This window comes from Streptomyces viridifaciens, from assembly GCF_001888885.2.
Taxonomy (GTDB): Bacteria; Actinomycetota; Actinomycetes; order Streptomycetales; family Streptomycetaceae; genus Kitasatospora; species Kitasatospora aureofaciens.
On sequence record NZ_CP090841.1, the window covers coordinates 4624657 to 4638288 of the forward strand.

Here is a 13632-nt window from a genome sequence, read left to right on the forward strand (position 1 = left end):
CTGGGGCGGCGCCCTGCGCCGTCCCGCGCGCTGTGGCCGTCATCGGGCCTCCACGGCGGTGCACTGCCACTGGCCGGCCGGGCCGCGCTGCTCCAGCCGGAAGGCCACCATGTGGTGCCGCCGGCCCAGGTCGACCCGGACGCAGGCCTCGACGGCGTCGGGCGAGGGTGACCGGTCGTGCACCGGGCCGAGCCGGGGCCGGTCGGCGGGGCCGCCGCGGCGCAGCGCCCCGGCCCGGACCAGCGAGGCGAGCTGCCCGTAGCCGTCCAGGCTGGTGTGCCGCATCAGCTGGCCGGAGGGCCGGGCGCCGGTGAGCACCTCGACCAGCTGGTGGGCGAAGCGGGCGGCGAGCGCCCCCGCGTCGTGGCGGGCCGGGCCGGTGGCCCCGGTGACCCGGGCGGTGCCGTCGCAGACGGCGCGCGGGTGGCGCGGCCGGCGCCCGGCCGGGTCCCAGCCGCCGGAGGCGCGGCCGCGCCGGTGCGGGCGGGCGGTGGGGCGGGTGCTGGGTCGGGCGCTGGGGTCGCTGTTGAGCTGCGCGGTCACGGTGGCCTCCGGCAAGGGTGGTGCGGGTACGGACGGGTCCAGGCTGGCGGCGGCCCGGGCGGCACGGCAACGCGTTTTCGAGTGGGCGGGAGACCGGTGCGAAGTTCACCTATCCGGGTGAGTCGCCCAGTGCGGCGACGGGCCCGGCGCGTACCCCCGCAGGCGGTGGGTTGACGTGCGGGGACGGGCCGGAGAGCCCGAAAGGGGACGCCCCGGTACGGCGGACCGGGTGACTCCGGGCCCGGTTCCCGTTGCGCCGCCCGTCCGCCCGCGCGCACCATCGGTAGCCTGACCCGCTCCCAACGACGACGGGCGGCCGGGATGACGACAGCCGGGATGACCACACGGACGGCGGTGTCGGGGACGAGCCCCGGCGGCGCGCCCCGGCGCGGCCTGGTGCTGGGCGGCGGCGGAATGCTCGGCGCGGCCTGGACGGTCGGCGCTCTGTGCGCCGTCGAGGAGGTCACCGGGCTCCGGCCGGGTGAGGCGGACCTCCTGCTCGGCACCTCGGCGGGCGCGATCCTGGCCGCGCTGCTGGCCGGGGGCGTGCCCCCCGAGCAGTTGCGCGACCACCAGCGCGGCCTGGCGGTCACCGAGGGCCCGCTGGCCGGGGTGGCCTTCGACTACGAGACGGCGGTGGGCGGTGCGCTGCCGCAGCGCCCGCGGGCCGGGATCGGCTCGCCCGACCTGCTGCGCGACGCCGTCCGGCACCCGCGGGAGTACCCGCTGCTGACCATGGTCTCGGCAATGGCGCCGCACGGCCGCGGCTCGCTGGCGCCGGTCGGCGAACTGGTGCGCGGGCTGTTCGGCCCGGGCGGCTGGCCGGCTCCGGGGAGTTCGGGTCCGACTGCGGCGGGGGTGGCGCCGAGCGCGGCCGCCGCGCCGCTGCGGGTGGCGGCGGTGGACTACCGCAGCGGCCACCGGGTGGTCTTCGGCGACCCGGAGGCCCCGGCCGTCGCGGTGGCCGACGCCGTGATGGCCTCCTGCGCCATCCCCGGCTGGTTCGCGCCGGTGCGCCTGGACGGTTCGGCGTACGTGGACGGCGGCTGCTGGTCGGCGACCAGCGCCGACCTGCTGCTCGGCCGCGGCCTGGACGAGGTGTACGTGCTGGCCCCGATGGCCCTGCGGCTGGGACCGCGGCCCGAGCGCTCCGACCGCAGAACCCTGGCCGCGCTGCGCGAGTGGCGGGCCCGGGACCGCCCGCGCGGCGTGCTGGCCCAGCTGGTCAGCCGCTACCGCCGGGCGGTCACCCGCCAGCTGCTGCGCGAGGCCGCGTTGCTGCGGGCCGAGGGCGTCCGGGTACGGCTGCTCGCGCCCACCCTGGCCGACCTGGCGGTGATGGGACCGAACCTGATGGACCCGGCCCGCCGCGGCGAGGTGCTGGAGAGCGCGCTGCGGACCAGCCGGGCGGCGCTGGCCGCCGAGCGCGGACCCGGCGCGAGGTGATCACGGGCGGTCCGGCGGAGCTTATTCTTGGGGCGCTGGATGCTGTGCCGCTGGACGAACCCCCGCTGGACGAACCGGAGAGTGCCACCGATGCGCGTGTACGTGCCCACCACCCTGACCGGCCTGGCGGCGGCGCACGAGGGCGGAGCCCTGGAGGCGTCCGCGGCCTACGCCGTGACGCCCGCGCTGCGCGAGTGGTACGTCAGCGACGACCTGGAGGAGCTGGAGTACGCGGCGCTGAACCGGGCCGCCCAGTCCTCGCTGCGGCTGCTGGCGGCCGACCCGGCCGCACCGCGCCGGCGCGTCGTGGTGGCCCTGGACGTGGCCGACTCGGCCGTGCGCCCCTTCCCCGGCGACGAGTACCAGGACCAGGCCTCGCTCGGCCGGGTGGTGCTGCCCGGCCCGGTGAAGCTGGCGAAGGCCGCCTCGGTGCACGCGGACGTGGCCGACGACGAGGTGGTCGAGGACGTCACGGCGGCGGTGGCGGCGGTGGCCGCGGCCGACTCGGGCGACCAGGACGCCCAGTTCACCGTGGACGGCGCGGAGGACCACGACCTGCTCTGGTACGCGACCCAGGAGATCCCGTCCCTGCTGGGCTGAGTGAGCCCCGTCCTACCGGCGTGTCGGCCGTTCGGGTTACCGTTTGGCCCCGTGCGCACTCACATCGTTTGGGACTGGAACGGCACCCTCTTCCACGACATGGACGCGGTCCTCGGCGCGAGCAACGCCGCGTTCGCGACCATCGGCGTCGGGCCGATGACCATGCAGCAGTACCGCGAGCAGTACGAGATCCCGATCCCCCGCTTCTACGAGCGACTGCTCGGCCGGATGCCCTCCCAGGAGGAGTGGCAGCGGCTGGACGACGCCTTCCAGGACCGCTACCGCGAGCTCAGCCCGGCCTGCGGCCTGACCGAGGGCGTGCCCGAGCTGCTGGCGGGCTGGCAGGCGGCCGGGCACAGCCAGTCCCTGCTGTCGATGTACGTGCACGACAAGCTGGTGCCGCTGGTCGACTCCTTCGGCCTGACCGGCAGCTTCCTGCGGGTGGACGGCCGCAGCGGTCCCCCCGGCGGCCAGAAGGCGGACCAGCTGACGAAGCACCTGGCCGCGCTCGGCGAGTGGGTGGACCCGGCCCGCACGGTGCTGATCGGCGACGCCGCGGACGACGCCCTGGCGGCGCTGCACGCGGGCGCCCACGCCGTCCTGTACACCGGGGGCTCGCACACCCGGGAGAAGCTGGAGCCGGTCGGCGTCCCGGTGGTGGACAGCCTGGCCGAGGCGGTGGAGCTGGCCGGCCAGCTGACCGGCTGACCGGCTCGACCGGCTGAGCGTTCGTGACGGCGGACGTGGCGGGCGCCACGTCCGCCGTTGGCGTGTCTGGACGGGCGGATCCGCCCCGCCCTGGTCAGGCTGGACTGACACCGGTAGAGCCAGGACGGAGCCGCCATGCCCATCGACGCAGTCACCGAGGTGCCCACCCCGGTCAACGAGCCGGTGCAGGCGTACGCGCCCGGCAGCCCGGAGCGGGACCGGCTGGTCAGGCGGCTGGACGAGCTGGCGGCCGAGCAGGTCCCGCTGCCGATGACCATCGGCGGCGAGCAGCGCTTCGGCGGCGGTGAGCGGATCGACGTCGTCCAGCCGCACCACCACGCCGCCAAGCTGGGCGTGCTCGGCAACGCCACCCGGGAGGACGCCCGGGCGGCGGTGGACGCGGCGCTGGCGGCCGGGCGGCAGTGGCGCGCGCTCCCCTTCGACGACCGGGCGGCCGTCTTCCTGCGCGCCGCCGAACTGCTGGCCGGGCCCTGGCGGGAGACGCTCAACGCGGCGACGATGCTCGGCCAGTCCAAGACCGTGCAGCAGGCCGAGATCGACTCCGCCTGCGAGCTGATCGACTTCTGGCGGTTCAACGTGCACTTCGCCCGGCAGGTGCTGGCGGACCAGCCGGTCTCCTCCCCGGGGGTGTGGAACCGGGTCGACCACCGCCCGCTGGAAGGTTTCGTCTACGCGGTCACCCCGTTCAACTTCACCGCGATCGCCGGGAACCTGCCGACCGCCCCCGCCCTGATGGGCAACACCGTGGTCTGGAAGCCCGCGCCGACCCAGACCCTGGCCGCGTACCACCTGATGCGGCTGCTGGAGGCGGCGGGCCTGCCGCCCGGGGTGATCAACCTGGTCACCGGCGACGGGCTGCAGGTCTCCCCGGTGGCGCTCACCGACCCGGCGCTCGCCGGGCTGCACTTCACCGGCTCCACCGCCACCTTCCAGTCGCTCTGGCAGACCGTCGGCGCCAACATCGGCGGCTACCGCACGTACCCGAGGATCGTCGGCGAGACCGGCGGCAAGGACTTCCTGCTGGCCCACCGCTCGGCCGACCCCGAGATCCTCAGGACCGCGATGATCCGCGGCGCCTTCGAGTACCAGGGCCAGAAGTGCTCGGCGCTCTCCCGCGCCTACCTGCCGCGCAGCCTCTGGCTGAGGATCAAGGACGACTTCCTGGCCGAGGTGGACGCCCTCACGGTGGGCGACGTCACCGACCTGTCCAACTTCATGGGCGCCCTGATCGACGAGCGCGCGTTCGAGAAGAACCGGGGCGCCATCGAGCGGGCCAAGGCCGACCCGACCGTCGAGCTGGTGGCCGGCGGCCAGTACGACGACGCGATCGGCTGGTTCGTCCGGCCGACGGTGCTGGTCTCCTCCGACCACCGGGGCGAGATCTTCCGCACCGAGTACTTCGGCCCGATCCTCGCGATCCACGTCTACGAGGACTCCCGCTGGGACGACGTGCTCGGCCGGGTCGACTCGGGCGCCCCGTACGGCCTGACCGGCGCGGTGGTCGCACAGGACCGCTACGCGATCTCCCAGGCCGTGGAGGAACTGCGCTTCACCGCCGGGAACTTCTACATCAACGACAAACCCACCGGCGCCGTCGTCGGACAGCAGCCCTTCGGCGGCTCCCGGGCCTCCGGGACCAACGACAAGGCGGGCGCCGCCCAGAACCTGCTGCGCTGGACCTCGGCCCGGGCGATCAAGGAGACCTTCGTGCCGCCGACCCACCACGGGTACCCCCATATGGGCTGAAAGCGAACATGACCCTCCGGTTTGGACATGGTGTCCAGGACGGACCCGACATCCTGCGGGTTTGCGCCTCCCTGTCCCTGTCCACCTTCGATTGATCCGGTTAGGCTGGCTGGCGTCGTCGGGTGGCTTGCAGGACGAACGAGTCGTCCTACCCACTGGGAGGGCGTTTCATGCGTGCCATGAGCCCCTTTCAGTCGGACGGTGCGGCAGGATTGCGAGCGACCCGTCGGTGTACACCCACACACCACCGAGTCACGCAACGGCGCGCGACAGGAGCCAAGAAGTCATGCAGACCAAGCTGGACGCAGCCAAGGCCGAACTGCTCAAGAAGGCAGCCGTAGCCGCTGAGAACAGCCAGGTGGGGGGAGCGGCGCCGGGGGAGGGTCTGAGCAACGGCGCTCTGACCGCGTACCTGCACCACTACTACCTCCACACCGCGCCCGAGGACCTGGTCGACCTCGACCCGGTCGACGTGTACGGCGCGGCCGCCTCGCACTACCGCCTGGGCCTCAAGCGCCCCCAGGGCACCGCCGAGGTGCGGGTCCACACCCCCTCGGTCGAGGAGAACGGCTGGTCCTGCGGCCACACCGTGGTCGAGGTCGTCACCGACGACATGCCCTTCCTGGTCGACTCCGTCACCAACGAGCTGTCCCGCCAGGACCGCGCGATCCACCTCGTCGTCCACCCCCAGCTGGTCGTCCGCCGTGACATCACCGGCAAGCTGCTGGAGATCCTGGACGTCGACGCCTGCTCCCGCAGCCAGGCCGCCGGCGCCGAGTGGCCCGCCGACGCGACCGTCGAGTCGTGGATGCACATCGAGATCGACCGCGAGACCGACCGCGACGACCTGCGCACCATCGAGACCAACCTGCGCCGCGTGCTCGGCGACGTCCGCGAGGTCGTCGAGGACTGGGCCAAGATGCGCGACAGCGCGCTGCGCCTGGCCGACGAGCTGGCCGAGGAGCCCCCGGCCGGCCTGCCCGAGCAGGAGGTCGGCGAGGCCTGGGAGCTGATGCGCTGGCTCGCCGACGACCACTTCACCTTCCTCGGCTACCGCGAGTACGACCTGGTCGAGCACGAGGGCGAGGAGGTCCTCAAGGCCGTCGCCGGGACCGGCCTCGGCATCCTGCGCTCCGACCCGCACAGCCACGACGACCGCCACCACTCGGTCTCCGAGGCCTTCGGCCGCCTCTCCGCCCCGGTCCGGGCCAAGGCCCACGAGAAGAAGCTGCTCGTCCTCACCAAGGCCAACAGCCGCGCCACCGTGCACCGCCCGGCCTACCTGGACTACGTCGGCGTCAAGAAGTTCAACGCCGCCGGCGAGCCGATCGGCGAGCGCCGCTTCCTCGGCCTGTTCTCCTCCGCCGCCTACACCGAGTCGGTCACCCGCATCCCGGTCGTGCGCCGCAAGGTCCAGGCTGTGCTGGAGGAGTCCGGCTTCTCCAGCGAGAGCCACGACGGCCGCGACCTGCTGCAGATCATGGAGACCTTCCCCCGGGACGAGATCTTCCAGACCCCGGCCACCGAGCTGCTCTCCATCGCCACCAGCGTGCTCTACCTGCAGGAGCGCCGTAAGCTGCGCCTCTTCCTGCGCCAGGACGAGTACGGGCGCTACTTCTCGGCCTTCATCTACCTGCCGCGCGACCGCTACACCACGCGCATCCGGCTGCTGCTCACCGACATCCTCAAGGAGGAGCTGAACGGCGCCACCATCGACTACACGGTGTACGCCACCGAGTCGGTGCTGACCCGCCTGCACTTCGTGGTCCGGGTCGCCCCGGGCACCGAGCTGCCCCGGCTCACCGACGCCGACATCGAGCGGATCGAGAGCCGTCTGGCCGAGGCCGCCCGGTTCTGGATGGACGGCTTCCACGACCAGCTGCACACCGAGCTGGGCGAGGAGAAGGCCGCCGAGCTCGGCCACAAGTACGCCAACGCCTTCCCCGACGGCTACCGCGCCGACTTCCCGCCGCGCACCGCCGTCGCCGACATCAAGCAGATCGAGTCGCTGCACGGCGACGGCGACTTCCGCCTGAACCTGTACCAGCCGGTCGGCGCGGGCGACGACGAGCGCCGCTTCAAGATCTACCGGGTCGGCGGCCCGATCTCCCTCACCGAGGTTCTGCCGGTGCTGCAGCGCCTGGGCGTCGAGGTGCTGGACGAGCACCCGTACGCGCTGCGCCGCTCCGACGGCACCACCGCGTGGGTGTACGACTTCGGCCTGAAGCTGCGCGAGGCCACCGAGCTCACCGACGAGGCCCGCGAGCGCTTCCAGGACACCTTCGCGGCGACCTGGACCGGCAAGGCCGAGAACGACGGCTTCAACGAGCTGGTCCTCACCGCCGGGCTGAACTGGCGCCAGGCGATGGTGCTCCGCGCGTACGCCAAGTACCTGCGCCAGGCGGGCTCCACGTTCTCCCAGGACTACATGGAGGACGCGCTCCGCAACAACACCCACACCACCCGCCTGCTGGTCAACCTGTTCGAGGCCCGACTGAGCCCGAGCCACCAGCTGGGCGCCGCCGAGCTGACCGAGGGCATCCTGGAGGAGCTGGCCGGCGCGCTCGACGAGGTCGTCTCGCTGGACGAGGACCGCATCCTGCGCTCCTTCCTGCACCTCATCAGGGCCACCCTGCGGACCAACTTCTTCCAGCACGACGGCTCCGGCGAGTGGCACTCCTACGTGTCGATGAAGTTCGACCCGAAGGCCATCCCGGACCTGCCGGCCCCGCGCCCCGCGTTCGAGATCTGGGTCTACTCGCCGCAGGTCGAGGGCGTGCACCTGCGCTTCGGCAAGGTCGCCCGCGGCGGTCTGCGCTGGTCCGACCGGCGCGAGGACTTCCGCACCGAGATCCTCGGCCTGGTCAAGGCCCAGATGGTGAAGAACACCGTCATCGTCCCGGTCGGCGCCAAGGGCGGCTTCGTCGCCAAGCAGCTGCCGGACCCGTCGGTGGACCGCGACGCCTGGCTGGCCGAGGGCATCTCCTCGTACAAGACCTTCATCTCGGCGCTGCTCGACATCACCGACAACCTGGTGGCCGGCGAGGTCGTCCACCCGGCCGACGTGGTCCGCCACGACGAGGACGACACCTACCTGGTCGTCGCCGCCGACAAGGGCACCGCGACCTTCTCCGACATCGCCAACGGCGTCGCGGAGTCGTACGGCTTCTGGCTCGGCGACGCCTTCGCCTCCGGCGGCTCGGCCGGCTACGACCACAAGGGCATGGGCATCACCGCCCGCGGCGCCTGGGAGTCGGTCAAGCGCAACTTCCGCGAGCTCGGCGTCGACACCCAGTCCGAGGACTTCACCGTCATCGGCATCGGCGACATGTCCGGCGACGTCTTCGGCAACGGCATGCTGCTCAGCGAGCACATCCGGCTGGTCGCCGCCTTCGACCACCGCCACATCTTCCTCGACCCGAACCCGGACGCGGCCGTCTCGTACGCCGAGCGCCGCCGCCTCTTCGAGCTGCCGCGCAGCTCCTGGGACGACTACGACAAGTCGCTGATCTCGGCCGGCGGCGGGGTCTTCCCGCGCAGCGCCAAGTCGATCCAGGTCAGCGCGCAGGTCCGGGCCGCGCTGGGCATCCAGGAGTCCCGCCTGACCCCGGCCGAGCTGATGAAGGCGATCCTCCAGGCGCCGGTCGACCTGTTCTGGAACGGTGGCATCGGCACCTACGTCAAGGCCTCCGGCGAGACCAACGCCGAGGTCGGCGACAAGGCCAACGACGCCATCCGGGTCAACGGCGAGCAGGTCCGGGCCCGGGTCATCGGCGAGGGCGGCAACCTCGGCTGCACCCAGCTCGGCCGCATCGAGTACGCGGCCACCGGCGGCCCCGAGGGCACCGGCGGCTGGATCGACACCGATGCCATCGACAACTCGGCCGGTGTGGACACCTCGGACCACGAGGTCAACATCAAGATCCTGCTCAACCAGGTCGTCGCCGAGGGCGACATGACGGTCAAGCAGCGCAACGTCCTGCTCGCCGAGATGACCGACGAGGTCGGCCACCTGGTGCTGCGCAACAACTACGCGCAGAACGTGGTGCTGGCCAACGCCGTCGCCCAGGCGCACAGCATGGTCAACGTCCACGCCCGGATGATCAACCGCTTCGAGGCGGCCGGCCAGCTCGACCGCGGGCTGGAGTTCCTGCCCACCGAGCGCCAGATCCGTGAGCGCCAGCAGAACGGCCGCGGGCTCTCCCAGCCCGAGATGTCCGTCCTGCTCGCCTACACCAAGATCATCCTCGCCGAGGAGCTGCTGGCCACCGACCTGCCGGACGACCCGTACTTCCGCACCCTGCTGCACGAGTACTTCCCGAGCGCGCTGCGGGCCGGGTTCGCCGACGCGATCGATAACCACGCGCTGCGCCGCGAGATCATCACCACGCTGATCGTCAACGACACGATCAACCGCGGTGGCTGCACCTTCGCCTTCCGCCTGAAGGAGGAGACCGGCGCGACTTACGAGGAGATCGCCCGGACCCACACCGCCGCGCGGGCCGTCTTCGGCCTGGAGGAGATCTGGTCCCGGATCGAGGGCCTGGACAACCAGGTCCCCGCCCGGATCCAGACCAAGATGCGGCTGCACTCGCGGCGCCTGGTCGAGCGCGCCACCCGGTGGATGCTCAACAACCGCCGCCAGCCGCTCGACATCGCCGGCACCATCGAGTTCTTCCACGACCGGGTCAACCAGGTCTGGGGCTCGCTGCCCAAGCCGCTGCGCGGCGAGGACCTCGCCTGGTTCGAGTCGATCCAGGGCGAGCTCGCCGCGGCCGGCGTGCCGGACGAACTGGCCACCCGGATCGCCGGCCTGTCCTCGGTCTTCCCGACCCTGGACATCACCGAGGTCGCGGACCGCTCCGGCAAGGACGTCGCCGAGGTCGCCGAGCTGTACTACGACCTGGGCGACCGCCTGCAGATCTCGCACCTGCTCGACCGCATCATCGACCTGCCCCGCACCGACCGCTGGTCGTCGATGGCCCGGGCCGCGATCCGCGAGGACCTCTTCGCGGCGCACGCGGCGCTGACCGCCGACATCCTGGCCTGCGGCCCCGACGGCGCAAGCCCCGAGGAGCGCTACAACGCCTGGGCGGACCTCAACTCCACCCTGCTGAACCGCGCCAAGGCCACCCTCGACGACATAAGGGGTTCGGACAACTACGAGCTGTCCAGCCTCTCGGTCGCGATGCGCGTCATCCGCACCCTGCTGCGCACCGGTTCGATGCGCTGACGGACGGCTGAACGGAAGGGGCCCGCGTCCATCCCGGACGCGGGCCCCTTCCGTGTTCCCGCCCCGGGCGCGGCAACGTCGAAGGGCCCCGACGAACCGCTCGGTTCGTCGGGGCCCTCCCGGTGTCGAGCGGGTCAGCGGGAGGCGGCGCGTTGGAGCGCGCTGGCGAGGAGGGCGAGGTCGGTGGGGCCGTTGCCGAGTTCGCGGACCGGGCGGCGGGCGGGTGGGGCGCCGAGCTGGAGCGGGTCTATCGCGACCACGGTGGGGCGCAGGGTGGCGGTGCGGGGGATGCGGCCGCTGATCCGGGCGGTCTGGAAGGCGGCGACGCCGCCGTCCGGGCGGCGCAGGTAGCCGCGCCCGGGGGTGTCCTCGGGGAGGGCGGCGGCGTCGCCGAGGTGGATCAGCAGGTCGGAGTCGGCCGGGTCCTCGGTGCGCAGCGCGATCCGCAGCAGGGCGGCCTCGTCGACCTCGGTGCCGGCGCTCTCCTCCGGGCGGCCGGTGGCGACCGCGAGGTGGACGCCGAGCGGGCCGCCGCGACGGGCGACGGCCGCGAGCGCGCGGGCCAGCGGCCGGCCGGCCGGGGAGGTGGGGGAGAGCAGGGCGTCGTAGTCGTCGACGACGACGACCAGTCGGGCCGGGACGGGGCCGGAGGGGGTGGTCGCCGGCCGGGGGCCGTCGGCGCTGCGCGGGGGGATGATCCGGGGCACGGCCGTGGAGGCGGCGCCGACGGTGGCGGGTACCGGAGCGGAGCTGCGGCCCTGATCGGCCGGACCGTGCGCATCCAGACGGTGCGCGTCCAGGCCGTGCTCGTCCAGGCTGTGCCCGTCCAAGATGCGGGTGGCGTGCCAGGAGGCGAAGTCCAGCCCGTCGAACAGCCGCTCCCGCAGGGCGAGTTCGTCCTCCAGCGCCTCGGCGGCGAGGAGCGCGGCGCGCGGGTCGGCGGCGGCGTTGACCCGGCCGGTGACGTGCGGCAGCTCCGAGCAGCCGGACAGCCCGTCCTCGGTGGCCCGGCCCTCGACGATGGTGACGGCGAGGCGCTCGGGCCGCTCGGAGACGGCGAGCGAGGCGACCAGGGTGCGCAGCAGTTCGGTCTTGCCGGAGCCGCGGGCGCCGCCGATCAGCAGGTGCGGGCCGCCCGGGTCGGGGGAGGGCAGGGCGAGTTCGGGGTCGGCCAGGTCGAGGGTGCACAGCTCGTCCCGGGTGGTGCCGAGCAGTGCGGTCGCGGCGCCGATGCCGCCGGCGTGGGCGGCCCAGCGGGCGGACAGCTTGGCCGGGGTGACGGTGTCGAGCTGGAGCAGGTCGAGCAGCCGCAGCGCGTCCGGCAGCGGGCCGCGGGAGGCCGGGGCGGCTTCGCGCAGCGGGGCGAGGACGCGGGCCAGCCGTTCGGCCCAGGCGTCGGAGACGGCGTCCAGCGAGATCTCGTGCAGGGTCTCCCGGCCGCGGGCGACCGGGCGGTCCAGCGAGAGCTGGGTGCCGACCTCGCCGGTGATCAGAGCGGTGGCGCCGAGGCCGCGGGGGAGCAGCTCGGGCTGTTCGGCGAGGCAGATCGGGAAGATGCCGACGGCCGGGCCCTGGCGCAGCAGCAGGTCGAGCGCCTGCCGGGCGGCCTCGTCGGTCGGGCGGCCGTCGACCACGACCACGGTGGCGGGGTGGCCGCCGAGGCCGGTCGGGCCGCTGAGCCGGGCGGTGAGCTCGGTCAGCCGGGCGGTGGCCTGTTCGTCGTCCAGGCCGACCAGCAGCCGGCAGTCCTGGCCCTCGGCGGGGCGCAGATGGGGCAGCCACAGTGCCCAGGCCCAGGTGTCGACGCGTTCCTCGGGGCTGCGGGCCGGGTCGGCGTCGACCACGACCAGGCTCAGCCCGGTCGGCGGGTGGAGCGCGGCGAGCTGGGCGACGACGGCGCGGGTGAGCGCGTCGAGGCGCTCGCGCGGGCCGCTGAGGCCGAGGCTGCCGGCGGTCTGCAGGTCGAGGGTGACCGGGACGGCGGGCAGTACGGTGCCGGGCGTGGTGCCGGGGCCGCCGGGCCGGTCGGCGGTGCCCAGCCGGAGGGTGAGGGCGTCGGGGTGGCCGGGGCCGCGCTCCCACAGCCGGGGGCCGGGGCCGACGGCGTTGAGGAGCACGGTGGCGAGGTCGGGCCAGCGCTCGCGCTGGGCGGCGGCCTGGCGCTGCCGGACGGCGGCGTGGTGGCGTTCGGCGCTCTCCTGACCGGGCGGTTCGGCGGCGCGGCCGGGCAGCAGGGAGAACAGGCCGCGGCCGCGGCCCGGGGCGGGCTCGGGGGCGGCGGGCGGCTCGATCACCGGTGCCGCGGACCGGACCGGGCCGGGGGCGGCGAGCTGGAGGTGGCCGTTGCCGTCGGGCAGGGCGGCCCGGACGGAGGTGGGGTCGGCCGGTTCGAGGACCTGCAGGGTGGACTCGCCGATCCGCAGCAGGGCGCCGTTCTCCAGCGGGACGGCGGCCTCGGCGGGCACGGGCGGGACGATCCGGCCGTCGAGGGTGGTGCCGTTGGTGGAGCCGAGGTCGCGGACGGCGATCCGGCCGTCCTCGCCGAGGTGGAGGGCGAGGTGCAGCCGGGAGACGTCCGGGTCGTCGAGCGGGACGTCGGCCTCGCCGGAGCGGCCGATCCGGATCTCTCGGCCGTGCAGCCGGTGGACCCCGCCGGCGTCCGGGCCGCCGACCACCCGGAGTTCGGCGGCGGCCGCGGCGTCGTCGGGGTCGTCGGCGGTCGGGTCCGGTTCGTTGAGGCTGAGGACGGCGCCGTCGAGCAGTGGGGGGTGGCCGAGCAGGGTGTGCTCGTCCACCCGGTGCGCCCCGGAGTACAGGTGCACATGGGTGGCGGCCCGCGGTCCGCGCACGCCCACGGCGCCGGCGAGCGCGCCCGCGATGGCGCCGAGCGCGGTGCCGACGGGCGCGGTGACCAGCACGTCCACGTAGGGGATGGCGGAGCCGGCGGCGGTCGGGCCGCTGCGCGGTCGGAGGACGGTCAGCCGGATCTGCATCTCGCCCGCGGGTCCCTTCTGCTGGTGTGATGCCTGGTACCGCTGCCCGGTGTCGTCGCGGACGCGCCGGGCGGTCGCGGCGACCCATTGGGCCACACGAGTGGCGAGTGTCCATCCTGCCATCCGGCGTGGACAGTCCGCGCACCGTACCGGATTTGACGATCTTGCGATCATCGCCATGGTGGAGGCGACGGAGGGTCAGGTCAACCGTCGCCCCGGCGCCCCCGCCCCGGGCCGCGGCGACCGCCTCCGGCCGGGCACCCCGGCACGTCCGGGCAGTCCCCTAGGGGATCTCCCCCAACCCTGCTCGGATGGCCCGCCGGTCACCTCAAAAACCCGTAC

7 protein-coding genes are annotated in these 13632 nt (G+C 73.8%); 5 read left to right on the plus strand and 2 right to left on the minus strand.

From position 1 onward, the window contains the following. Positions 1 to 39 precede the first annotated feature (39 nt). Entirely contained in the window at positions 40 to 543 is a 504-nt protein-coding gene (locus BOQ63_RS27850) for an Rv3235 family protein (protein WP_150476146.1), read from the minus strand. 336 nt (positions 544 to 879) lie between these two features. Here BOQ63_RS27850 and BOQ63_RS27855 point away from each other — a divergent pair, with 336 nt between their 5' ends. The 5 genes from BOQ63_RS27855 to BOQ63_RS27875 all read left to right on the plus strand — a co-directional run bounded on the left by BOQ63_RS27855 (position 880) and on the right by BOQ63_RS27875 (position 10297). Continuing rightward, the gene (locus BOQ63_RS27855; RefSeq protein WP_191093593.1) at positions 880 to 1989 is read left to right on the plus strand and encodes a patatin-like phospholipase family protein; all 1110 of its coding nucleotides are present in this window, start codon (positions 880 to 882) and stop codon (positions 1987 to 1989) included. Positions 1990 to 2079: 90 nt separating this feature from the next. Next, complete coding sequence (locus tag BOQ63_RS27860; protein ID WP_030283960.1) at positions 2080 to 2589, plus strand: DUF6912 family protein; 510 nt, start codon at positions 2080 to 2082, stop codon at positions 2587 to 2589. A gap of 51 nt (positions 2590 to 2640) precedes the next feature. Beyond that, entirely contained in the window at positions 2641 to 3297 is a 657-nt protein-coding gene (locus BOQ63_RS27865; RefSeq protein ID WP_072655159.1) for an HAD family hydrolase, read from the plus strand. Positions 3298 to 3438: 141 nt separating this feature from the next. Next, a complete protein-coding gene (pruA, locus tag BOQ63_RS27870; protein ID WP_033350825.1) occupies positions 3439 to 5064 on the plus strand; it encodes an L-glutamate gamma-semialdehyde dehydrogenase in 1626 nt (541 codons plus the stop codon). A 286-nt stretch (positions 5065 to 5350) separates the two neighbouring features. Next, positions 5351 to 10297, plus strand: a complete 4947-nt coding sequence (locus BOQ63_RS27875) for an NAD-glutamate dehydrogenase (RefSeq protein WP_030283965.1) — start codon at positions 5351 to 5353, stop codon at positions 10295 to 10297. Between the two features lie 134 nt (positions 10298 to 10431). On the opposite strand, the gene BOQ63_RS27880 is transcribed toward BOQ63_RS27875, so the two are convergent. Beyond that, positions 10432 to 13413 carry an FtsK/SpoIIIE domain-containing protein gene (locus BOQ63_RS27880; RefSeq protein WP_499504506.1) on the minus strand — a complete coding sequence of 994 codons (2982 nt, stop codon included), beginning with the start codon at positions 13411 to 13413 and terminating at the stop codon, positions 10432 to 10434. Between the last annotated feature and the right edge of the window lie 219 nt (positions 13414 to 13632).

What these genes read in the sequence shown, in the direction of transcription:
- BOQ63_RS27855 (WP_191093593.1), top strand. Translation starts at nt 880, where the DNA reads ATGACCACACGGACGGCGGTGTCGGGGACGAGCCCCGGCGGCGCGCCC.
- BOQ63_RS27875 (WP_030283965.1), top strand. Translation starts at nt 5,351, where the DNA reads ATGCAGACCAAGCTGGACGCAGCCAAGGCCGAACTGCTCAAGAAGGCA.
- BOQ63_RS27880 (WP_499504506.1), bottom strand. Translation starts at nt 13,413, where the DNA reads ATGGCAGGATGGACACTCGCCACTCGTGTGGCCCAATGGGTCGCCGCG.
- BOQ63_RS27860 (WP_030283960.1), top strand. Translation starts at nt 2,080, where the DNA reads ATGCGCGTGTACGTGCCCACCACCCTGACCGGCCTGGCGGCGGCGCAC.